This window comes from Mesorhizobium sp. M0633 (genome assembly GCF_040320645.1).
In the GTDB taxonomy this organism is placed as follows: domain Bacteria; phylum Pseudomonadota; class Alphaproteobacteria; order Rhizobiales; family Rhizobiaceae; genus Mesorhizobium.
On the sequence record NZ_JAMYQC010000005.1, the window covers coordinates 52,398 to 70,749 of the forward strand.

Here is an 18,352-nt window from a genome sequence, read left to right on the forward strand (position 1 = left end):
ATGCTTTCAGCGGATGAAACCTACGCTTCGCTTGCCGGTGCCTGGCGGCTGATGCTCGGCAAGGCCGACGGATTTCGCCTGCTCGACCTTTCGGCGGACGGATTCTGGAACTCCTTTTTTGCCATCGTTGTCGCGGCGCCGGCACTGATCGTCGGCTGGGTCGGTATTGCCAACGAAATCGGCGATCCCAACGCATTCGTCGGCCGTTTCAGCATGTTGATCCGCCTGGCAACCGTCGATATCGGCGCCTGGGTGCTGCCGCTCATAGGCCTCGCCCTGGTGGCGCCGCGGGTCGGCGTCGGCGGCCGTTTCGTCCATTATGTCGTGGCCAGCAATTGGGCCTCGGCGATCATCGCCTGGATGATGCTGCCATCGGCGTTGATCCGGCTTTTCCTGACGTCGGCCAACGAAGTCTCCGGACTCGTGTCGCTGCTGTTGTTCGCGCTGTCGATGGTCTTGACCTGGCGGATGACCAACGTTGCGATCGGCAGGGGTGCGGCCGCCGGCAGCGCCGTTTTTGCCGGCATGTTCGTGGCGTCGCTGATCGTCCTGTTCGGCCTGCAGGCGCTGCTCGGGATCAGCGTTCCGGATCAGCCAGGCGTCGGATAATCGACGCCGACGAGAAACAGCCCGTCGGGCGGCGCCACCTGACCGCAGGCCGCACGGTCGCGCGCCTCAAGCGCCGCCTTGAGGTCGGCAACAGTCCAGCCGCCTTCGCCGACACGTTTGAGCGAGCCGACCATCGAGCGCACCTGGTTGTGCAGGAATGACCGCGCCGAAGCGCGGACCTCAATGAAATCGCCCGCCCGGCTGACATCCAGCCGGTCGAGCGTGCGGACGGGGCTGGTGGCTTGGCACTGGGTCGAGCGGAAGGTGGTGAAATCATGCCGGCCAAGCAGCACCTTTGCCGCTTCGTGCATGGCACCGGCATCGAGCTGCTTCGGTACCCACCAGATCTTGCCCTTGTCGAGCGCCGCCGGCGCGCGGCGATTGACGATGCGGTAGAGGTAATGGCGGCTGATCGCCGAGAAACGCGCATCGAAGCCATTCGGCACGACGGCGGCCTTCAGGATGGCGATGCGCACCTTGGCCGCCTGCAGATGCGCGTTGACGGCGTCGCGCACCTTGTCGCCGGGCCATGCCTTGATCAGATCGACATGCGCCACCTGAGCGGTCGCATGGACGCCGGCATCGGTGCGGCCGGCGGCGCGCAGCGAAACCTGCTCACCACAGAACTTCTCGATCGCCTGCTCGATCGCCTGCTGCACCGATGGCTGGTTGGCCTGGCGCTGCCAGCCGGCGAAGAGACTGCCGTCATATTCGATGTCGAGGCGAAAACGCGGCATTCCCGGATCGAGGCGAAATCAGGCGGCGAGGGCTGAGCCGAAGGCCGAGGCGTAGACCAGCCTGCCGGTCTCCGGCGCCTCGCCCCAGGCAAGCGCCTGCAAAGCCTCGCTTTGGTAGTCGCTGTCGAATTTCGCGGCACGGGCACGGCTGTAGCCGAAACGCCCATAATAGGCCGGATCGCCGAGCACCACGGCGAGCGTCTCGCCGGCAGCTTTCAGGCGGATATGCGCCTCGCGGACCAGCGCACCGCCGATGCCGGTGCCGTGGAACGACGGCTCGACCGCTAGAGGCGCCAGCGCCACCGCCGGGAAACTCTTGCCGCCATTCTGCACGAAGAGCCGTGAAAACAGGATATGGCCGACCACTTGCCCGTCTTCGTCCGCCACCAGTTCGACGACGGCATCACCGCCGGTGACCAGCGCGTCGACCAGTCCGGCCTCCGTCTGCTGGCCGAACGCGTGTTCTTCGACAAGGCGGATCGCCTCGCGGTCCCGCGGCGTCGCGGCGCGTATGGACATCATGCTCATGACAATTTCATTCCTTTTTCGAGCTTGGCCCCGCGCAGAAACTCCTGCGCGGCAATGGGCCTTCCGCCCGCACGTTGAACTTCGACCGGCCTGATCGCGCCTGACTCGCAGGCGACCGTCAGCCGGTCATCGAGAATTCCTCCCGGTTCGCCGGCGCCTTGCGAGAGCGTCGAGCGAAGCAGTTTCAGCCGTTCCACGCGGCCGCCGATTTCGGCCTCGCACCATGCACCGGGAAAGGGCGACAGGCCGCGAATCTGGTTGTGCACGTCGCCGGCAGGTCGCAGCCAGTCTATGCGAGTCTCCGATTTATCGATTTTCTTGGCGTAGGTCACCCCCACCTCCGCCTGTGTGGTAAATGTCAGCGTATTCCGCTCCAGCCGTTCGAGCGCTTGCACGATCAGCGCAGCACCGAGGACCATCAGCCGGTCGTGCAGATCGCCGGCCGTCATGTCGGGTCCAATGGGACATTTTTCAACCATTGCCACCGGCCCGGTGTCGAGGCCTTCCTCCATCCGCATCACCATAATGCCCGTTTCGGTATCGCCGGCCATGATGGCGCGCTGGATAGGGGCAGCGCCGCGCCAGCGCGGCAATAGCGATGCGTGACCGTTGAGGCAACCGAGCCGCGGCGCCTCGAGAATGGGTTTGGGTAGAAGCAATCCGTAGGCGACGACCACGGCGACGTCGGCACGCAAGGCGCGGAACGCCTCCTGCTCCGCCTCGCTCTTCAGCGACACCGGCGACCGCACCTCGATGCCCAGCCGCTCCGCCTCGCGCTGCACCGGCGACGGCGTCAGTTCGAGCCCGCGCCGGCCGCCGGCGCGCGGCGGCTGCGTGTAGACGGCCGTCAACCCGTGCCCGGCCCCGGCAATCGCCCGCAGCGTCGGCACGGAGAATTCAGGCGTACCCATGAAGATGACACGCAGGGGCATTTCGTCGACGCCTACCCCACCATCTTGCCCGGCGCCTTGTCCCTGGCGAGCTTCTTGAATTTCTTGACCACCATGTCGCGCTTCAGCTTGGAGATGTGATCGATGAACAGCACGCCGTTGAGGTGGTCGATTTCATGCTGCAGGCAGGTCGCCATCAGCCCCTCGGCCTCGATCTCCTGCAGCTTGCCGTCGCGGTCGAGAAACTTCACCCGCACCGCCGCCGGACGCTCGACCTCGGCATAGTAATCCGGGATCGACAGGCAGCCTTCCTCGTAGACCGAACGCTGGTCGGAGCTTTCGAGGATTTCGGGATTGATGAAGACGTGCGGTGCCGGCGTCTCGTCCTCTTTGGCCAGGTCGATCACCAGCATGCGCAAGGGTTCGCCGACCTGGATCGCTGCGAGGCCGATGCCGGGCGCGTCATACATGGTGTCCAGCATGTCGCCGGCCAGTTTGCGCAGATCGCCGTCGACACGCTCGACCGGTTTTGAAACCTGGCGCAGGACGGGATCGGGGAGGATGATAAGCGGCTTGATCGACATGGCGTCTCACCTAAGACCTCGCAGGAAAAGCGTCAACCGGGGCGCCTTCGGGTCGTTCACGTTTTGATCTGTGCCGGCAGACCGAATCATCTATGCTGTCGACATGAACGATCTGGCCACCATCCTGTCCGAACCTGTCGCCCGCCTCGGCGCCACCACGATCACGCTCGGCCAAGCCCTGGGTTTCGGCGCAATGCTGTTCCTCGGCCTGTTCGTGGCGCTCGTCGTTGCGCTCTGGCGATCGGCCAAGGCGCGTGCAGTGGCGGCCGCCGAAGCCGCCGACCACGCCCGCGACGCCGAGGGGCGGATGGCTGGTATCTTGGCAAGCCAGGCGGAAATGCAGGGCCGCATGGGCGCCATCGCCGAAGTGTTCGGGGCGCGCCAGGCGGAACTGACACAGTCGATCGGCCAGCGTCTCGATGCCATGACCGGCCGCCTGGGCCAGACCATGACCGAGCAGACGAGATCGACGCATGAGAGCCTCGCCAAGCTGCAGGAACGGCTGGCGGTCATCGATATCGCGCAAGGCAACATCCAGTCGCTGGCCGGCCAGGTCGTGCAATTGCAGGCGATCCTTTCCAACAAGCAGACACGCGGCGCCTTCGGCCAGTCGCGCATGGAAGCCATCGTCGCCGACGGATTGCCGCACGGCGCCTATGAATTCCAGGCGACCTTGTCGAATGGCAGCCGGCCCGACTGCCTGGTGAAGATGCCGAACGGCGCACCGTCGCTTGCCATCGACGCAAAGTTTCCGCTCGAGGCGTGGAATGCCATCCGTGCCGCCGAAGGCGCCGACCTGCAGAAGTCCGCCGCACAGGCTTTCCGCCGCGACATCGAGGTGCATGTCCGCGATATTTCCGAAAAATACCTGATCCAGGGCGAGACGCAGGACACCGCCTTCATGTTCGTGCCTTCGGAATCGGTGTTCGCCGAAATCCATGAGAATTTCGAGGCCGTTGTCCAAAAGGCGCATCGCTCGCGGATCGTCATCGTCTCGCCATCGCTTTTGATGCTGTCGATCCAGGTCATCCAGGCAATCCTCAAGGATGCCCGCATGCGCGAGCAGGCACACCTGATCCAGGGCGAGGTTATCCGGCTGATGGAAGATGTTTCCCGGCTCGACGAGCGGGTGCGCAAATTGCAGACGCATTTCGGCCAATCGGCCAAGGATATCGACGACATTCTGGTCTCGACATCGAAGGTGACCAGGCGCGGACAAAAGATCGAGGCGCTGGAGTTTGGCGTGCAGCCGGCGGAGGACACCGCTGGTTCGAATGGCAGCGGAGCAAAAGCGGAAAGCAGCCCGCGCGTCGCCGATTCGAAAACCGGGCAGTTGAGGCTAAGGGTCGTCGAAGGCGACGATTGAGAGCTACGCCGGAACCGGAGGCTTCGCCCGGGTCTGGCGCTACTGCTCCTCGATGATGGTTGTGCCTTCGAATTCCGGCAGCCAATGCAGCGCCGAGCGGTGCCAGATCTGCTTTCTCGGCACCAGTTGCTCGCGCTGCCGTGCCGTGCCGACCCTGATACCGTAAACCTTCGGTCCCTCGCCCGCCGACGTGGCGTAGAGATGCGAGCCGCACTCACCGCAAAATGCCTGGGCGCGCTTGGCGCCGCTCGAACCGGTCTTGATGTAGATCTTCGGCGTGCCCTTGGTGATCGTGTAATTGTCCTCGGACGCCGGCACGGTGACGCGAAAGGCCGTTCCGGTTAGCTTCTGACAATCGATGCAGTGACAAATGGTGGTCTTTTCCGGATCGACTTCGGCCTCGTAAGTGATAGCGCCACAATGACACGCGCCGTCGATTTTCATCTTCGTTCCTCCTGGAGCTTTTGCCCGCAATCATAACCGGGACTGCCCGATGGCGCAGCCATTTTCCTCAGGCCGGTTCCCCTCCGGACGCCGCCAAGGCCTTGCTCCGGCGTTCCCAGGTGCCGGTGGTCTGCGGCTTGACGAACAGCCGCGTCACCTCCGGCATCTCCGCTTTCAGCCGCGTCTCGAGGCGCTCGACACAGGTCTCTATCTCCGGCGCCGACAAATGATCCTCGAACTCGATGCTCAAAGCGGCGACGATCTCCTGCGGACCCATATGCAGCGTCAGCACGCCATTCGCCCGTTGCACCGCCGGGTCCTGCTGGACGATGGCCAGCACCTCTGTTTGCACCTCGGGCGAGGCCGGCTCGCCGAGCAGCAGGCTCTTGCTTTCGCGCGCCAGGAAGATCGCGGTCCCGCCCAGGATGAGCGCGATGCCGATCGACGCGGCGCCGTCGAGCTTCGGCATGTCCAGCAATTCCGCCGCCAATATGCCGGCGAAGGCGACAACGAGGCCGAGAAGTGCCGCGCTGTCCTCGAAGAGTACGGTGTAGACACTCGGATCCTTGCTGAGCTGCACCGCCTCGAGCCAGCCGTGGCTGCCTTTTTGGTGGCGGAATTCCTTCAGCGCCACCAGCCAAGAGGTGCCTTCGAAGAGGAAGGAAAGGCCAAGGACAGCGTAGTTCACCTTGGCGTTGGCAATCGGCTCCGGCGCCATGATGTGCGTCACGCCTTCGTAGAACGATATGCCGGCACCCAGTGCAAAGACGAGGAGCGCGACGATGAAGCTCCAGAAGTACAGCTCGCGGCCATGGCCGAGCGGATGCGTGCGGTCGGCCGGCCGGGCGGCACGGTGCATGCCGTAAAGCAGCAGGCTGCCATTGCCGGTATCGACGAGCGAGTGGACGCCTTCCGAGAGCATTGCCGAGCTGCCCGTGAACAAGGCAGCGGCAAATTTGGTCAGTGCGATCGCAAGATTTCCGGCGAGCGCCGCATAGATCACTTTTTTCGACCCGCCATGCGCCGCCATGGTGTGCTGCCTTGGTTGATGCACCGAGATTGGCGGAGCGCCCGCCCACGCTCCACAGTCCCCACAACGCCCGAAGTGCCCAGTTGTTCACAAGGTCAGTTGTTCAAAAGGGCGGCGCGGGGCTATTCGACGACCTCGTCCGTCCAGACCTTGAAGCCAGCCAGCGCGCCCGGCCCAAAAATGTGGGTCAGCGGCACATCGGCGGCATCGCGTCCGGAGGCAATCAGGATGCGGCCGATGCGCGGCGCGTTATTGCGCGGGTCGAACGCATGCCAGCGGCCGCCGAGATAGACCTCCATCCAAGCGGCGAAATCCATGTCCGACCACGGCTTTGGCAGGCCGATATCACTGATATAGCCGGTGCAGTAGCGGGTCGGAATGTTCAGGGCGCGGCAGAAGGCAACAGCGAGGTGAGCAAAGTCGCGGCATACACCACTCTGCTCGCGATAGGCCTCGGCGGCGGTGCGCGTCGGCCGTGCATTGAAATAGTTGAAGACGATGTGGTTATGGACGAAGTCGCAGACCGCCTGGACGCGCGGAATGCCGAGCGGGGTGTTGCCGAACAGCCGCCACGCTTCATTCGACAGCACGTCGCTCTCGCAATAACGGCTGGGCAGCAGGAACAGCAGCGTCTCCGACGGCAGATCGCGCACCTCGTGCTGCCACGCCGTCAGCTCGCGCGTCTCGAAGGAGCCGGGGTCGCGGATCACCGCGTCCGTGCCGAACGCAAAGCGCCCGGCCGGCGCAACGAAACGGTTGCACCAATTGCCGAAACTGTCGCGGTAGCTTTCGATCGGCACCGGCGGGTTCGACGTCAGGAAGTCCGGCCGCTCAAGATCGGATGCGCGCGAATAATGGACGTTTAGCATCGCGATCAGCGGTGTTTCCTGCGGGAAGTCGAAGCTCATCTGGCAACCGATGTGGATCCGCATTGTCGTCCTGACCGGCCTGCTTGATCATCAGCCGGCGAAACGCAAGGGCTGATGCTGCAGTGCGAAGAAGACCATGGCACGGACCGCTGCGGTTTACGAGGGAATTAGAAACCAGTTGACAGCCATCGGCCAGGGCGACTGCACGGCAGCGGCCTCTTGCAGTCGAGCGTTTTCTCTTGTTTCACTTCGCCAGACATCAACTGGAGGAACGAATCATGGCTAAGGGTGCGATGAAGGCAGGCAAGGAGGCCCGCAAGCCGAAGAAGGACGCGAAGAAACCGGCTCCGGCGCCGGCCCTGAAGGCACCGCCGGTGAAGGCGATGAAGCTGAAGGACAAGTAGGGCCGCAGCTACCGTTTCGGCTTATCTCGACCGGCCGCAAACGCGGCCGGTATGATTGTTCACTAAGCTCACGCGCATCCCCTATGGATGCGGCGAAGGCAATTTTTGCGCTTTTCAAGAAATCGGCCGGAAGCCATCGAAACGGAGCGTTCCGATGTCGTGGATCTTCCTGTTGTTCGCCGGACTGTTCGAGATCGGCTGGGCGATCGGCCTCAAATACACCGACGGATTCTCGAAGCCGCTGCCGAGCGTCCTGACGGTAGCCTCGATGATCGTCAGCCTGACCTTGCTCGGCCTGGCGCTGAAGGCGTTGCCGGTCGGCACCGCTTACGCGGTGTGGACCGGCATCGGCACCGTCGGCACGGCGCTGTTGGGGATATGGCTGCTCGGCGAGCCAGCGACGGCGATCAGGCTGGCCTGCATCGCGCTAATCGTCTGCGGCATCATGGGACTGAAGCTCGCGGCTTAGCCGATTCTGACGGACGAACGCGTGCGGGGCCGCTGCAAGGCGGCCCTGATTCTTGAATTCGGCTGATCAGCGCCGGAAAGCGCTATCGCGCGGAGAAGCCGGGCGGCGTCCTGCCGGTGCGCTGCTTGCGCGCCGCATAGCGCGCATCACGCTTGGCCTTGCGTTCCGCCTCGTCGGCAAGAAAACGGGCGATGCGCTCGTTCTCTTCAGCTTCCCGGATCTTCGCTTCGGCCTGTGCGGCTTCTTCCGCGGCGATGCGTGCCGCTTCGGCGGCTGCCTCGCGCTCGGCCTTTTCGGCCGCTTCGCGCGCCAGCTTTTCCTGCTTCAGCCTGGCCTTTTCGGCCTCGCGTATCGCGCGGGCCTCGAGGATCGCCTTGCGCTCGGCCTGTCGTGCCAGCACCGCTGGATCATCTGGCGCCGGCTTTGCCTTGAAGCGCTCCAGAAGCGCCTTCTTTGCCTCGTTTGCGGCATTGCGCCGCTCGAAAACGTCTTTTTCCCTATAGATAGCCAAGTCCACTTCCCTGAAGTCAATTTGCGAGGCTTACATACGCGCGAAAACCGAGAGTTCAAGCGCCAAAACGGTATGCCAGCCATGAAATTCTGATCTGTTGCAGCCGGGAGACGCCATTTCGATTGAATTCGGCTGAAAGGCACCCGCACTGTTCACCATCCAGGCATCTGGCGGGGCGGCGGACTGATCGCTACGTGTAGCGCCAAGACAAAACGCTGAGATGACACACTATGGAACTCGGTCTCTACACCTTCGCCGACGTCAGCCCGGAACCAGGTCCCGGTGCGATCGGTGCGCATGAGCGGTTGCGCAACCTGATCGAGGAGATCGAGCTCGCCGACCAGGTCGGGCTGGACGTCTTTGGTCTCGGCGAGCACCACCGTCCCGACTATGCTGCCTCGGCTCCGGTGGTGGCGCTGGCGGCGGCGGCCGAACGGACCAAGCGCATAAGGCTGACCAGCGCTGTCACCGTGCTGTCGTCCGACGATCCGGTGCGCGTCTTCCAGCAGTTTGCCACCCTCGATCTTCTGTCCGGCGGCCGTGCCGAGATCATGGCCGGGCGCGGCTCGTTCATCGAGTCCTTTCCGCTGTTCGGCTACAATCTCGAAGATTATGACGAGCTCTTCGCCGAGAAGCTCGACCTGCTGCTCGCCATCCGCGATCATGTCAAGGTGACCTGGTCGGGCAGTCTGCGCGCGCCGATCAACGACCGCGGCGTCTATCCGCGGCCCTTGCAGGACAAATTGCCGATCTGGATCGCCGTCGGTGGAACACCGCAATCCGTCGCCCGCGCGGGCGTGCTCGGGTTGCCGCTGGCACTGGCGATCATCGGTGGCGAGCCGGCGCGGTTCGCACCGCTGTTCGACATCTACAGGGATGCAGCCAGGCGCGCCGGCAACGATCCGGCAAGCCTTGCCACCAGTCTCAACGTGCACGGCTTCATTGCCGACACCACGGACCAGGCAGCCGACGATTTTTACGGGCCGCAGGCCGAGGTGATGAACCGCATCGGCCGCGAGCGCGGCTGGGGGCCGACATCGCGGGCGCATTTCAACCAATCGCGCGGCCCAAACGGCGCGCTGTTCGTCGGCAATCCAGAACAGGTGGCCGAGAAGATCATTGCCCAGCACAGGATATTCGGCAACGACCGCTTCCTGCTGCAAATGGCGATCGGCACCATGCCGCACGCCAAGGTGATGAAGGCCATCGAACTCTACGGCACCAAAGTGGCGCCGATCGTGCGCCGGGAAACTGCTAAGGCCGTTCCCGCCGTGGCGGCGCCGGTTGCCTGATTCCCAGTCACCTGATTCATTGCCAAGGCCGCGAGGCGGCCTTGCCGGTGACGCCGGCTAACGGAACCTTGAAGCGACAGAGGCGTTTTCGCCAACGGTCTGCACCAATCGCGGTGTGCCGCCGAGGGTCAGAATGAAAGCCGAACCCGACGCTTCGGGCGCAAGCGCTGCCGAAAGCCCGGATCCGCGCGTCGAGGCGCGGGCGGATGCGCATCTGATGCGTTCGCTGCTCGTCGGCATCTTCATTCTCATGGCGATCTACGCGCTTTACTTCGCCCGCGCCTTCTTCATGCCGGTCATTCTGGCTTTCCTGCTGGCGCTGACGCTGACGCCGATCGTTCGCTTCCTGCGCAAGCATGGCATGCCCGATGTCATTTCAGCGACACTGTTGGTGCTGCTTTCGTTCTGCCTCGTCGCCGTCGCGGGATTTCTGCTCAGCGGCCCGGTCATCGACCTCATCAACAACACCTCGACGATCGGCCAGCAGCTTACCGAACGTCTGGCACAACTGCGCCGTCCGTTCGAACGGATCGTGGAGATTTCGCGCCAGATCGAGGGCCTGACACAGACATCCCAGGAGCCGGGCGTTCAGAGGGTGGCGACGGCGCCATCCGGTATTCTCTCGCAGGCCGCCGGCAATGTGCTGTCGGCCGGCGCCAGCGTTACCATCGTCTTCGTCCTGTCGCTGTTCCTGCTCGCCTCGGGCACGATGTTCTATGAAAAGATCGTCCAGTCCTTCCCCAGTCTCAGCGAAAAGAAGCGGGCGCTGCGCGTCGTCTACGACGTAGAACGTGAAATCTCGCATTATCTGCTTACTGTCACGGTCATCAATACATGTCTCGGCGTGGTCATCGGGCTCGGCCTGTGGGCGCTCGGCGTGCCCAACGCGCAGGTCTGGGGCGCGGCAGCGGCTCTGCTCAATTTCCTGCCCTATATCGGGGCGCTGACCACCATCACGCTGGTTACGATCATCGCGCTGATAAGCTTCGACACGATTTCCTATGCGCTGCTGGCGCCGGCCTTCGTCCTTATGTGCGATGTCGTCGAAGGCCAGTTCGTGACGCCGACGGTGGTCGGCCGCCGTCTCGAAATCAACGCAGTGGCGATCCTCATCGCCATCGCCTTCTGGTCGTGGCTGTGGGGTTTTGTCGGCGCGCTGCTGGCGGTGCCGCTGCTGGTCGTCATCAAGGTGTTCTGCGATCATTTCGACGGCCTCAGTCATGTCGGCAATTTCCTGGCGGCGCAGCATACGGCAGCGATCGAGGACGAAGAGATTCCCGAGGTGAAAAAGTAGCGGCTTAAAGGGTCAAAAGCGTCCCCCCGATGGGGCAGATCACGACCTTGCATCGGTCGCACGTCCGTTGTGCCCTCAGCGCTCCATCAACATTTTGAATTTGCCGCCTCGGCAACGGCTTCCTACATCCCTTCGGCCCACAGGAAACCCGCGCCGATGACCGTTCTTTCCGTTCTCGACCTGTCGCCGATCGTCGAAGGCAGCAACGCTTCACAGTCACTCGCCAATTCGCTCGATCTCGCCCGTCATGCCGAGCGGCTGGGTTACCGGCGCTATTGGCTGGCAGAGCACCACAATATGCCGGGCATCGCCAGCGCCGCCACCTCGGTGGTCATTGCCCATGTGGCCGGCGGCACCAATACGATACGCGTCGGCGCCGGCGGCATCATGCTGCCCAATCATTCGCCGCTGGTCATCGCCGAGCAGTTCGGTACGCTTAACGCTCTGCATCCTGGCCGCATCGATCTCGGCCTCGGCCGGGCGCCCGGCACCGACATGGCCACGGCACGGGCGCTGCGCCGTAACCTCGACGCTGGCGCCGACAATTTCCCGCAGGACGTCGTCGAGCTGATGGGTTACTTGCAGCCGGCCGAAGACGGCCAACGCATCCGCGCGGTGCCCGGCGAAGGCGAAAAGGTGCCGATCTGGATTCTCGGTTCCAGCCTCTACGGCGCGCAGCTTGCCGCCATGCTCGGCCTGCCCTACGCCTTCGCTTCGCATTTTGCGCCGGCCGAGCTCGACCATGCTCTGGAGATCTACCGCTCGCGTTTCCAGCCTTCGGAGCAGCTCGACAAGCCTTATGTGATGCTCGGCCTCAACGTCTTCGCCGCTCCTTCCGATGCCGAGGCGCGGCTGTTGTTCACCTCGCTGCAGCAGGCCTTCGTCAATCTGCGCACCGGCCGGCCCGGCCGATTGCCGCCGCCGGTCGAAGGATATGAGCGCGACCTCGATCCAATGGCCAAGACCATGCTCGGCCAGGCGCTTTCCTGCGCCGCCGTCGGCTCCCCGGAAACGGTCAGGCAAGGCATCGAGGCGTTTGTGCGCCGCACAGGGGCCGACGAGCTGATGGTCACAGCGCAGATTTTCGACCATGCGGCGCGGGTGCGCTCGTTCGAGATCCTGGCCGACGCTCACAAATCGCTGTCGGAAGCTGCCTGAGAGTTGGTTCGCCACTTGCCACTGTTGCGGGCAAGGCCGGCCTTAGGCAGGGAACATCGCGAACAGGTGTGCGAAGACATAGCGAACATTTCGCGCGTTTTACGCGGAGGTTTTCGATCCGTCATGCTCGTCCGTTAGCGGGAAACGCGGCGTCCACTAAATAACGATCACCTTGGTGCCGATTGTGGAGCGGTCATAGAGATCGATGATGTCCTGGTTCATGAGGCGAATGCAGCCCGCAGACACGGCTTTGCCGATGGACCACCATTCGGGGCTACCGTGCAGGCGATATCCAGTGTCACCCTTCTCGTTGAAAAGATAAAGCGCCCGCGCACCGAGCGGGTTCACGAGTCCGCCCTCCATATGGGCCGGTATGATGCGGCCTCGCTTCTGCTCGCGCACGATCATCGCGGACGGCGCGCTCCAATCCGGCCATTCGCGCTTCCTCGCAACGTGAGCAGTGCCATGCCACTCGAAGCCCGCCTTGCCGACGCCGATGCCGTAGCGCAGTGCCTGACCGTCTCCCAGCACGTAGTAGAGAAACTTCGCTCCTGTATCGACAATGATGGTGCCAGGCTCCTCGTCAGTTGCATAAGGCACTGTCTGCCGACGGAACTTTGGGTCGACCTTGTAGATCGGAACCGGCGGAATGCGGAAACCGGCGTCGGTGAGGCCGCCATAGGCCTGGGGAAAGGTCTGTAATGCTCCGCCGGTGGTGCAGCCGGAGAATGCGACCATCCCAGCAAGTCCCAGCCCAATTAGGATCGATTTCACGCGCATGACTCAAGCCGGCGCCCGTGTGAACGATCAGCCGCATCTCGTCATATTCCTAATCCGACATGCTTCGATTGCCAAGATTTTCCTGACTGTCGGCTGGCTGATTGTTGGCCACTTGGCTCGATCGGCGCCGCGTCCTTCAATTGCTCGGTTTTCGAACGACGAACGCCCGTAGTGGCTGCGAAGGCCCGGGGTCGGCAGGACAGAGGGAGCGCTGTCCGTCCGGCATTGCAAAGTTTCTGAACAGAGCCCAAGCGCTACGCGCTGACGCTCTGCGCAGTCGCACCTAGCGGACGGCATGAATTGCGGATCATCAGGCGTCCCTTGAGCGTCAGCTTGCGCGGCGGCGCATCCCTGTTTCCGGCGAGCCGGTCGAGCAGCAGATTGGCCGCCTGTTCGCCAATCGCCTGCACCGGCTGTGCGACCGTGGTCAATTGCGGCCGGAACACATCCGACCACGGAAAGTCGTCGAAGCAGGCGACCGAAATATCCTCCGGACAGGACAGGCCGATATCGCGAATGGCCTTCATGGTGCCGATCACCATCGGGTTGTTGGCCGAAAAGATGGCGCTCGGCCGGTCGTGCAGCGAAAGCAGCTGCATGGTGGCATTGTAGCCGTCGACTTCATGGAAGTTGCCGAAGCGGACGAGTTCGGCCTCGGCCGGCAGGCCGGCGGCCTGGAGGGCCTCGCGGTATCCCGCCATGCGGTCATGCATCGGCGAGATATCGAACGAGCCGGAGATGTAGCCGATGCGCCGATGGCCGAGATCGATCAGGTAAGTGATGGCGTCGAACACCGCGCGCTGATTGTCGAGAACGACGGCATCGGTGTCGACACCCTGGCAAACACGGTCGAGCAGCACGACCGGCACATTGGCGTCGTCGACAATCCGTTTGAGGATCGCGCCGTCACCGACACGCGCGACGATCAGTCCGTCGACCATGCGGTCGAGCAGCAGCCTGATCTGGTCGTCCTGCGTGTTCAGGTGCTCGTCGGTGCAGCACAGCATGACGGCGTAGCCGGCCCTGTCGAAAGCCTGCTGGATGACCGAAACCACGTCGGTAAAGAACGGATTGGTGATGTGTGGGACGGTGAGCCCGATGGTGCGTGTGGTGCCCATCTTCAGGCTGCGGGCAATGGCGTTGCGCTTGTAGCCGATGTCGCGGATCGCCTGTTCGATGCGCTGACTGAGCTCGGGGCTGACGGTCGCGGTGCCGTTGATCAGCGCCGATACGGTGGCCACGGAAACACGCGCGGCCTCGGCCACATGAAGCATGGTCGGAGCCGTGAATTTGCGCTGCTTTTTTCGTCCTGACGCTGTCATTTTCGAAACGTTTCACCACTCCACGGTAGCAATACGTACGGAATCTTATGATTTTGCGCAAGAATTGAAATGGAACAATCTCAGGCTCCAGATATTGCCTTGACATGATCGAAACGTTTAGATTAGCGTTTGAGGTGTTCGGTGACGACGGAGGGAGGCCGTCCTTGTCATGCAGCACGGCAATTCCATCCCTGCGCAAGGCGCTACGGCGGACGGCTCGGCTATCGTAGTGAGCGCCGAGCACATCTCCAAGTCCTTCGGCGGTATCGCCGCGCTCGTCGATGTCGGCTTCGAACTGCGGCGCGGCGAGGTCCATGCGCTGATGGGCGAGAACGGCGCCGGCAAGTCGACGCTGATGAAGATCCTGTCCGGCGTCTATACGGACTATAACGGAACGGTCAGTATCGATGGCTATCCGGTGCGCTTTGCCGGCGTCCGCGAAGCCGAGCGCGCCGGCATCGCCATCATCCACCAGGAGCTGAACCTCGTCCCCGAACTCAGCGTCGCCGACAACATTTTTCTCGGCCGCGAGAAGCTGATCGCCGGACTGATCGTCGACCGCAAGACGAGCAGCCGCGCCGCCGGAACGCTCTTGCAAAGGCTCGGCATCGAGCTCGACCCGGATGCACGCGTCGGTGCCTTGCGCGTCGGCGAACAGCAGCTGGTCGAGATCGCCAAGGCGCTGTCGATGTCGGCACGCATTCTGATCATGGACGAGCCGACCTCGGCGCTTTCGCCAGCCGAATGCCAGCGGCTGTTCCGCATCATCCGCCAGCTCGCCGACAGCGGCGTGGCGATCGTCTACATTTCGCACCGCATCGACGAGGTCATGCATCTGGCCAGCCGCGTCACCGTGTTTCGCGATGGACGCCACGTCCTGACGTGGGCGATGGACAAGCTCGACGAAGACGCCATAATTTCGGCGATGGTCGGGCGAAACCTGCTTGCTTCCTCCCAGGAGCACCGCATCCCCGGTGGCAACACGGTCCTGTCCGTAAGCGAGCTGTCGCTGGCGAAGCCCAATCGCCATGGTTGGCGCACCGTGCTCGACGGCGTCAGCTTCGATCTTGCCGCAGGAGAAATCCTCGGTATCGGCGGGCTGCTGGGCTCGGGCCGTACCGAAATCCTGGAAACCATCTTCGGGTCCAGCGGCGGACGTGCCGGCGGTGAGATCAGGCTCGATGGCGAGGCAGTAGAAATCCGTTCGCCGCGCGATGCGCGCCGGCTCGGCATCGCTCTGGTCACGGAAGACCGCAAGACGCAAGGCCTGCATCTCGAGGCCTCGATCACCGACAATGTCGCGCTGCCGCTGGTCGGCGCGCTGGCGCGGTTCGGCGTGCGCTCGCTGGCCGGTGAGCAAGGGCTGGCACGGGACGCCGTCAAGGCGCTCGGCATTCGCTGCGAGACCGTCGAGCAGCCGGCCGGCACGCTGTCCGGCGGCAACCAGCAGAAGGTCGTCATCGGCAAATGGCTAGCGACGAGGCCGCGGGTGCTGCTGCTCGACGAGCCGACACGCGGCATCGATGTCGGTGCCAAGCGGGAAATCTACGATCTCATCTTCAAGCTGGCGCGAGACGGGCTGGCGATCGCCGTCATCAGCTCGGAATTGCCGGAGCTGCTGCATCTTTCCGACCGTATCCTGGTCATGGCCGACGGCCGCCAGACGGAAATCCTGTCCCGCGCGCAAGCCAGCGAGGAGGCCATCATGCGGCTTGCGGCGCCGCGACGGACGATGACGAGGCCTGCCGCATGAGCATTTTGCATATCCTGTCCCGGACGAAGCTCTATTGGGGCCTGATCGCCATCTTCCTGATCGGCGTGCTCGGCTCGCCGATCAGCTCCAAGGGCAACAACATCTTCCTGTCCTACGGCAACCTGCTCGATGTGCTGCGCCAGGTGTCGACCACCGGGCTGATTGCCACCGGCATGACTGCGGTGATCATCACCGGCGGTATCGACCTTTCCGTCGGCTCGCTGATGGCTATCTGCACGGTCGTCTGTGCCATGCTGCTGACGGTCCCCGGCGTGACGCCGGCGGTGGTGCTGGGGGTGCCGACAGTTGCCCTGGCAGCCCTTTGCCTCGGCATTCTCGTCACTCGTTTCATCCTGCTGAACATCGAAAAATCCCGCGCCGGCGCGCAGGCCACGCACGACATCAGGTTGGACAGCGTTCGCGGGCTGGTGACACCCGGCATTGTCGGGGTGATCCTGTGCAGTCTGGTGCTGTGGTTCCTGCTGCCGCAGGTGGGCTCAAAATTCGGCGTGCTCGGCGTGCTGCTGGTGGCGCCTTGCGTCGGCCTGCTGTTCGGCGCGCTCAACGGCTTCATCATCGTCGCCGGGCGGCTGCAGCCCTTCATCGTGACGCTGGCGATGATGGTCACTGCGCTCGGCATCGCCCGGCTGACGGCCGGCCAGAACAATGCGGTGCTGCCGGTCTACACCGGCTCGAATGCCACCGCCGATTTCGAAATGCTGCGCTCGCTGGTATTCGGCGTGATCCCGATGCCGGGCCTGTTCTTCCTCGGCGCCATCCTGATCTACGGCGCCGTGCTGCGCTTCACTCCGTTCGGCCGCTATGTCTATGCGATCGGCGGCAATGAGGAGGCGGCGCGGCTGTCGGGCATCGCCGCAGGCCGCGTGAAGATCGCCACCTATGCCGTGTCAGGGCTGCTGGCCGGCATCGCGGCGGTGCTCTATGTCGCGCAGTACCGGCAAGGCAAGCCGGACGCCGGCGCCGGGCTGGAGCTCGACGCGATTGCCGCCGTGGTCATCGGTGGCACCAGCCTGATGGGCGGACGCGGCAGCCTGACCGGGACGTTCTGCGGCGTGCTGATCTTCGGGCTGCTCTCGAACATCCTGCAGCTGCACAACATCAATTCGAACCTTCAGCTGGTGCTGAAGGGGATGATCATCATCGGTACCGTGCTCGTACAGGAGCGCAGTGCCGGTGATCTTCTCTTCTATCTGCGACTGCCCGGTGGGCAAGCGCACAAGGAAACGGCCGCGGCAAAGCGGCCGTCGCAAGAGACCGCGTCTCTGAATATTGGAGGAAACAAGAAATGAAACGACGTGAATTGTTGAAGCTCGCCGGGCTGACAGCGGCACTCCTGACCACGACCGCCATGCTTGCCGGCGGCGCCCATGCGCAGGACAAGAAGTGGAAGATCGGCTTCTCGCAGGTGACGACCATCGAACCCTGGCGGGCTCAGTTCAACAAGGACATCCTGGCCGAAGCGGCCAAGCATCCGGAAGTCGAGCTGATCATCACCGACGGCGAGGACAAGACCGAGAAGCAGGTCGCCGATGTCGAAAACCTTATCCGTCAGGAGGTCGATGCGCTCTTGGTATCACCGAAAGAATCCGCCGGCCTGACCGGTGTCGTGCAGCAGGCGATCGATGCCAAGATCCCCGTCTTCGTGCTCGACCGCAACGTCGAAACCAACGACTACACGCAGTTCGTCGGCGGCGACAACAAGCTGATCGGCCGGGCTGCCGGTGAATATGCCGTCGAGCTGCTTGGCGGCAAGGGCAAGGCCGCCGGCAACGTCGTCGAGATCTGGGGCGGCATGGGCACCCAGCCGGCACACGACCGCCATGACGGCTTCCATGAATTCACCGACAAGGAGCCGGGCATAAAATACCTGCTCGACCAGCAGTCGGGCGACTGGAAGCAGGACCAGGCCTACAACATCATGGCGACGGCGTTGCGCAACAACGAGAAAATCGATCTCGTCTACGGCCACAATGATCCGATGGCCTATGGCGCCTATCTTGCCGCCAAGGACGTCGGACGTGAGAAGGACATCAAGTTCATCGGCATCGACGGCCTGCCCAATGAAGGCGTGCAGCTGGTCGCCAATGGCGAGCTGACGGCGACGTTCACTTATGTGACGCCGGGCGCCGAAGGGCTGCGGCAGGCGATCAAGTTCCTGAACGGGGAGAAGGTGGAAAAGACCATCACCCTGCCGACGCAGAAGATCACCAAGGAAAATGCCGCCCAGATCCTGAAGGACAACGGCCTCTGAGACGAGGCTTTCCTGCCGGGCGTTCAGCGCCCGGCAGGAA

General features: G+C 63.4%; 20 protein-coding genes. 10 read left to right on the plus strand and 10 right to left on the minus strand.

The window, feature by feature from the left end:
• Nucleotides 1-609, plus strand: coding sequence for a hypothetical protein (locus NKI47_RS06700; RefSeq protein WP_023677470.1), 609 nt, complete (start codon nucleotides 1-3; stop codon nucleotides 607-609).
• Here NKI47_RS06700 and truA read toward each other — a convergent pair.
• The 4 genes from truA to def are packed head-to-tail and all read right to left on the minus strand — an operon-like array spanning nucleotide 591 to nucleotide 3,348.
• Nucleotides 591-1,346: a tRNA pseudouridine(38-40) synthase TruA gene (truA, locus tag NKI47_RS06705; RefSeq protein WP_352588579.1), complete on the minus strand. Its 756-nt coding sequence runs from the start codon at nucleotides 1,344-1,346 to the stop codon at nucleotides 591-593. The genes NKI47_RS06700 and truA overlap by 19 nt on opposite strands.
• An 18-nt stretch (nucleotides 1,347-1,364) precedes the next feature.
• On the minus strand, nucleotides 1,365-1,874 hold the full coding sequence (locus tag NKI47_RS06710; RefSeq protein WP_023677468.1) for a GNAT family N-acetyltransferase: 510 nt from the start codon (nucleotides 1,872-1,874) through the stop codon (nucleotides 1,365-1,367).
• Nucleotides 1,871-2,800 carry a methionyl-tRNA formyltransferase gene (gene fmt, locus NKI47_RS06715; protein ID WP_352588950.1) on the minus strand — a complete coding sequence of 310 codons (930 nt, stop codon included), beginning with the start codon at nucleotides 2,798-2,800 and terminating at the stop codon, nucleotides 1,871-1,873. The genes NKI47_RS06710 and fmt overlap by 4 nt, the downstream gene beginning before the upstream one ends.
• A 17-nt stretch (nucleotides 2,801-2,817) precedes the next feature.
• The gene (gene def, locus NKI47_RS06720) at nucleotides 2,818-3,348 is read right to left on the minus strand and encodes a peptide deformylase (RefSeq protein WP_023676950.1); all 531 of its coding nucleotides are present in this window, start codon (nucleotides 3,346-3,348) and stop codon (nucleotides 2,818-2,820) included.
• A 103-nt stretch (nucleotides 3,349-3,451) separates the two neighbouring features.
• Here def and NKI47_RS06725 point away from each other — a divergent pair, with 103 nt between their 5' ends.
• Nucleotides 3,452-4,714 (plus strand): DNA recombination protein RmuC, encoded by a 1,263-nt coding sequence (locus NKI47_RS06725; RefSeq protein WP_352588582.1) that lies wholly within the window; start codon nucleotides 3,452-3,454, stop codon nucleotides 4,712-4,714.
• Between the two features lie 39 nt (nucleotides 4,715-4,753).
• Here the strand turns inward: NKI47_RS06725 and NKI47_RS06730 are convergent, their stop codons facing one another.
• The 3 genes from NKI47_RS06730 to NKI47_RS06740 form a co-directional block, all read right to left on the minus strand.
• Nucleotides 4,754-5,158 carry a GFA family protein gene (locus tag NKI47_RS06730; RefSeq protein ID WP_352588584.1) on the minus strand — a complete coding sequence of 135 codons (405 nt, stop codon included), beginning with the start codon at nucleotides 5,156-5,158 and terminating at the stop codon, nucleotides 4,754-4,756.
• 67 nt (nucleotides 5,159-5,225) lie between these two features.
• The gene (locus NKI47_RS06735) at nucleotides 5,226-6,188 is read right to left on the minus strand and encodes a cation diffusion facilitator family transporter (RefSeq protein ID WP_352455960.1); all 963 of its coding nucleotides are present in this window, start codon (nucleotides 6,186-6,188) and stop codon (nucleotides 5,226-5,228) included.
• A gap of 122 nt (nucleotides 6,189-6,310) precedes the next feature.
• Nucleotides 6,311-7,120: a transglutaminase-like domain-containing protein gene (locus NKI47_RS06740; RefSeq protein ID WP_023676954.1), complete on the minus strand. Its 810-nt coding sequence runs from the start codon at nucleotides 7,118-7,120 to the stop codon at nucleotides 6,311-6,313.
• Between the two features lie 215 nt (nucleotides 7,121-7,335).
• Here NKI47_RS06740 and NKI47_RS06745 point away from each other — a divergent pair, with 215 nt between their 5' ends.
• Entirely contained in the window at nucleotides 7,336-7,461 is a 126-nt protein-coding gene (locus tag NKI47_RS06745) for a hypothetical protein (protein ID WP_013528464.1), read from the plus strand.
• Nucleotides 7,462-7,615: 154 nt separating this feature from the next.
• Entirely contained in the window at nucleotides 7,616-7,930 is a 315-nt protein-coding gene (gene sugE, locus NKI47_RS06750) for a quaternary ammonium compound efflux SMR transporter SugE (RefSeq protein WP_352588587.1), read from the plus strand.
• An 82-nt stretch (nucleotides 7,931-8,012) separates the two neighbouring features.
• Here sugE and NKI47_RS06755 read toward each other — a convergent pair whose 3' ends face one another.
• The gene (locus tag NKI47_RS06755) at nucleotides 8,013-8,441 is read right to left on the minus strand and encodes a DUF6481 family protein (RefSeq protein WP_023676956.1); all 429 of its coding nucleotides are present in this window, start codon (nucleotides 8,439-8,441) and stop codon (nucleotides 8,013-8,015) included.
• Between the two features lie 230 nt (nucleotides 8,442-8,671).
• On the opposite strand from NKI47_RS06755, the gene NKI47_RS06760 reads away from it, so the two are divergent.
• The 3 genes from NKI47_RS06760 (at nucleotide 8,672) to NKI47_RS06770 (ending at nucleotide 12,185) form a co-directional block, all read left to right on the plus strand.
• Nucleotides 8,672-9,733, plus strand: a complete 1,062-nt coding sequence (locus NKI47_RS06760; protein WP_352588590.1) for an LLM class flavin-dependent oxidoreductase — start codon at nucleotides 8,672-8,674, stop codon at nucleotides 9,731-9,733.
• A gap of 133 nt (nucleotides 9,734-9,866) precedes the next feature.
• A complete protein-coding gene (locus tag NKI47_RS06765) occupies nucleotides 9,867-11,027 on the plus strand; it encodes an AI-2E family transporter (RefSeq protein WP_352568532.1) in 1,161 nt (386 codons plus the stop codon).
• Nucleotides 11,028-11,183: 156 nt separating this feature from the next.
• Entirely contained in the window at nucleotides 11,184-12,185 is a 1,002-nt protein-coding gene (locus NKI47_RS06770; RefSeq protein ID WP_352568533.1) for an LLM class flavin-dependent oxidoreductase, read from the plus strand.
• A 156-nt stretch (nucleotides 12,186-12,341) separates the two neighbouring features.
• On the opposite strand, the gene NKI47_RS06775 is transcribed toward NKI47_RS06770, so the two are convergent.
• Nucleotides 12,342-12,965, minus strand: coding sequence for a L,D-transpeptidase (locus tag NKI47_RS06775; protein ID WP_352568534.1), 624 nt, complete (start codon nucleotides 12,963-12,965; stop codon nucleotides 12,342-12,344).
• A 254-nt stretch (nucleotides 12,966-13,219) separates the two neighbouring features.
• Nucleotides 13,220-14,239: a LacI family DNA-binding transcriptional regulator gene (locus NKI47_RS06780; protein ID WP_352449454.1), complete on the minus strand. Its 1,020-nt coding sequence runs from the start codon at nucleotides 14,237-14,239 to the stop codon at nucleotides 13,220-13,222.
• Between the two features lie 217 nt (nucleotides 14,240-14,456).
• Here NKI47_RS06780 and NKI47_RS06785 point away from each other — a divergent pair, with 217 nt between their 5' ends.
• Genes NKI47_RS06785 through NKI47_RS06795 form a run of 3 tightly spaced genes read left to right on the plus strand, consistent with a single transcriptional unit; the run spans nucleotide 14,457 to nucleotide 18,312 of the window.
• Nucleotides 14,457-16,040 carry a sugar ABC transporter ATP-binding protein gene (locus NKI47_RS06785; protein WP_352588595.1) on the plus strand — a complete coding sequence of 528 codons (1,584 nt, stop codon included), beginning with the start codon at nucleotides 14,457-14,459 and terminating at the stop codon, nucleotides 16,038-16,040.
• Complete coding sequence (locus NKI47_RS06790) at nucleotides 16,037-17,350, plus strand: ABC transporter permease (RefSeq protein ID WP_023676963.1); 1,314 nt, start codon at nucleotides 16,037-16,039, stop codon at nucleotides 17,348-17,350. Before NKI47_RS06785 ends, NKI47_RS06790 begins: the two co-directional genes overlap by 4 nt.
• Nucleotides 17,347-18,312, plus strand: a complete 966-nt coding sequence (locus NKI47_RS06795; RefSeq protein ID WP_254815861.1) for a substrate-binding domain-containing protein — start codon at nucleotides 17,347-17,349, stop codon at nucleotides 18,310-18,312. The genes NKI47_RS06790 and NKI47_RS06795 overlap by 4 nt, the downstream gene beginning before the upstream one ends.
• The last annotated feature ends 40 nt before the right edge of the window (nucleotides 18,313-18,352 follow it).

Bases quoted from the DNA above. Each gene is read 5' to 3' on its own strand.
- NKI47_RS06740 (WP_023676954.1), bottom strand. From the start codon at position 7,120: ATGCGGATCCACATCGGTTGCCAGATGAGCTTCGACTTCCCGCAGGAA.
- NKI47_RS06785 (WP_352588595.1), top strand. From the start codon at position 14,457: ATGCAGCACGGCAATTCCATCCCTGCGCAAGGCGCTACGGCGGACGGC.
- NKI47_RS06725 (WP_352588582.1), top strand. From the start codon at position 3,452: ATGAACGATCTGGCCACCATCCTGTCCGAACCTGTCGCCCGCCTCGGC.
- NKI47_RS06765 (WP_352568532.1), top strand. From the start codon at position 9,867: ATGAAAGCCGAACCCGACGCTTCGGGCGCAAGCGCTGCCGAAAGCCCG.
- sugE (WP_352588587.1), top strand. From the start codon at position 7,616: ATGTCGTGGATCTTCCTGTTGTTCGCCGGACTGTTCGAGATCGGCTGG.
- truA (WP_352588579.1), bottom strand. From the start codon at position 1,346: ATGCCGCGTTTTCGCCTCGACATCGAATATGACGGCAGTCTCTTCGCC.
- NKI47_RS06795 (WP_254815861.1), top strand. From the start codon at position 17,347: ATGAAACGACGTGAATTGTTGAAGCTCGCCGGGCTGACAGCGGCACTC.
- NKI47_RS06710 (WP_023677468.1), bottom strand. From the start codon at position 1,874: ATGAGCATGATGTCCATACGCGCCGCGACGCCGCGGGACCGCGAGGCG.
- NKI47_RS06775 (WP_352568534.1), bottom strand. From the start codon at position 12,965: ATGCGCGTGAAATCGATCCTAATTGGGCTGGGACTTGCTGGGATGGTC.
- NKI47_RS06790 (WP_023676963.1), top strand. From the start codon at position 16,037: ATGAGCATTTTGCATATCCTGTCCCGGACGAAGCTCTATTGGGGCCTG.
- NKI47_RS06780 (WP_352449454.1), bottom strand. From the start codon at position 14,239: ATGCTTCATGTGGCCGAGGCCGCGCGTGTTTCCGTGGCCACCGTATCG.
- def (WP_023676950.1), bottom strand. From the start codon at position 3,348: ATGTCGATCAAGCCGCTTATCATCCTCCCCGATCCCGTCCTGCGCCAG.
- NKI47_RS06700 (WP_023677470.1), top strand. From the start codon at position 1: ATGCTTTCAGCGGATGAAACCTACGCTTCGCTTGCCGGTGCCTGGCGG.
- NKI47_RS06745 (WP_013528464.1), top strand. From the start codon at position 7,336: ATGGCTAAGGGTGCGATGAAGGCAGGCAAGGAGGCCCGCAAGCCGAAG.
- NKI47_RS06770 (WP_352568533.1), top strand. From the start codon at position 11,184: ATGACCGTTCTTTCCGTTCTCGACCTGTCGCCGATCGTCGAAGGCAGC.
- NKI47_RS06735 (WP_352455960.1), bottom strand. From the start codon at position 6,188: ATGGCGGCGCATGGCGGGTCGAAAAAAGTGATCTATGCGGCGCTCGCC.
- NKI47_RS06760 (WP_352588590.1), top strand. From the start codon at position 8,672: ATGGAACTCGGTCTCTACACCTTCGCCGACGTCAGCCCGGAACCAGGT.
- NKI47_RS06730 (WP_352588584.1), bottom strand. From the start codon at position 5,158: ATGAAAATCGACGGCGCGTGTCATTGTGGCGCTATCACTTACGAGGCC.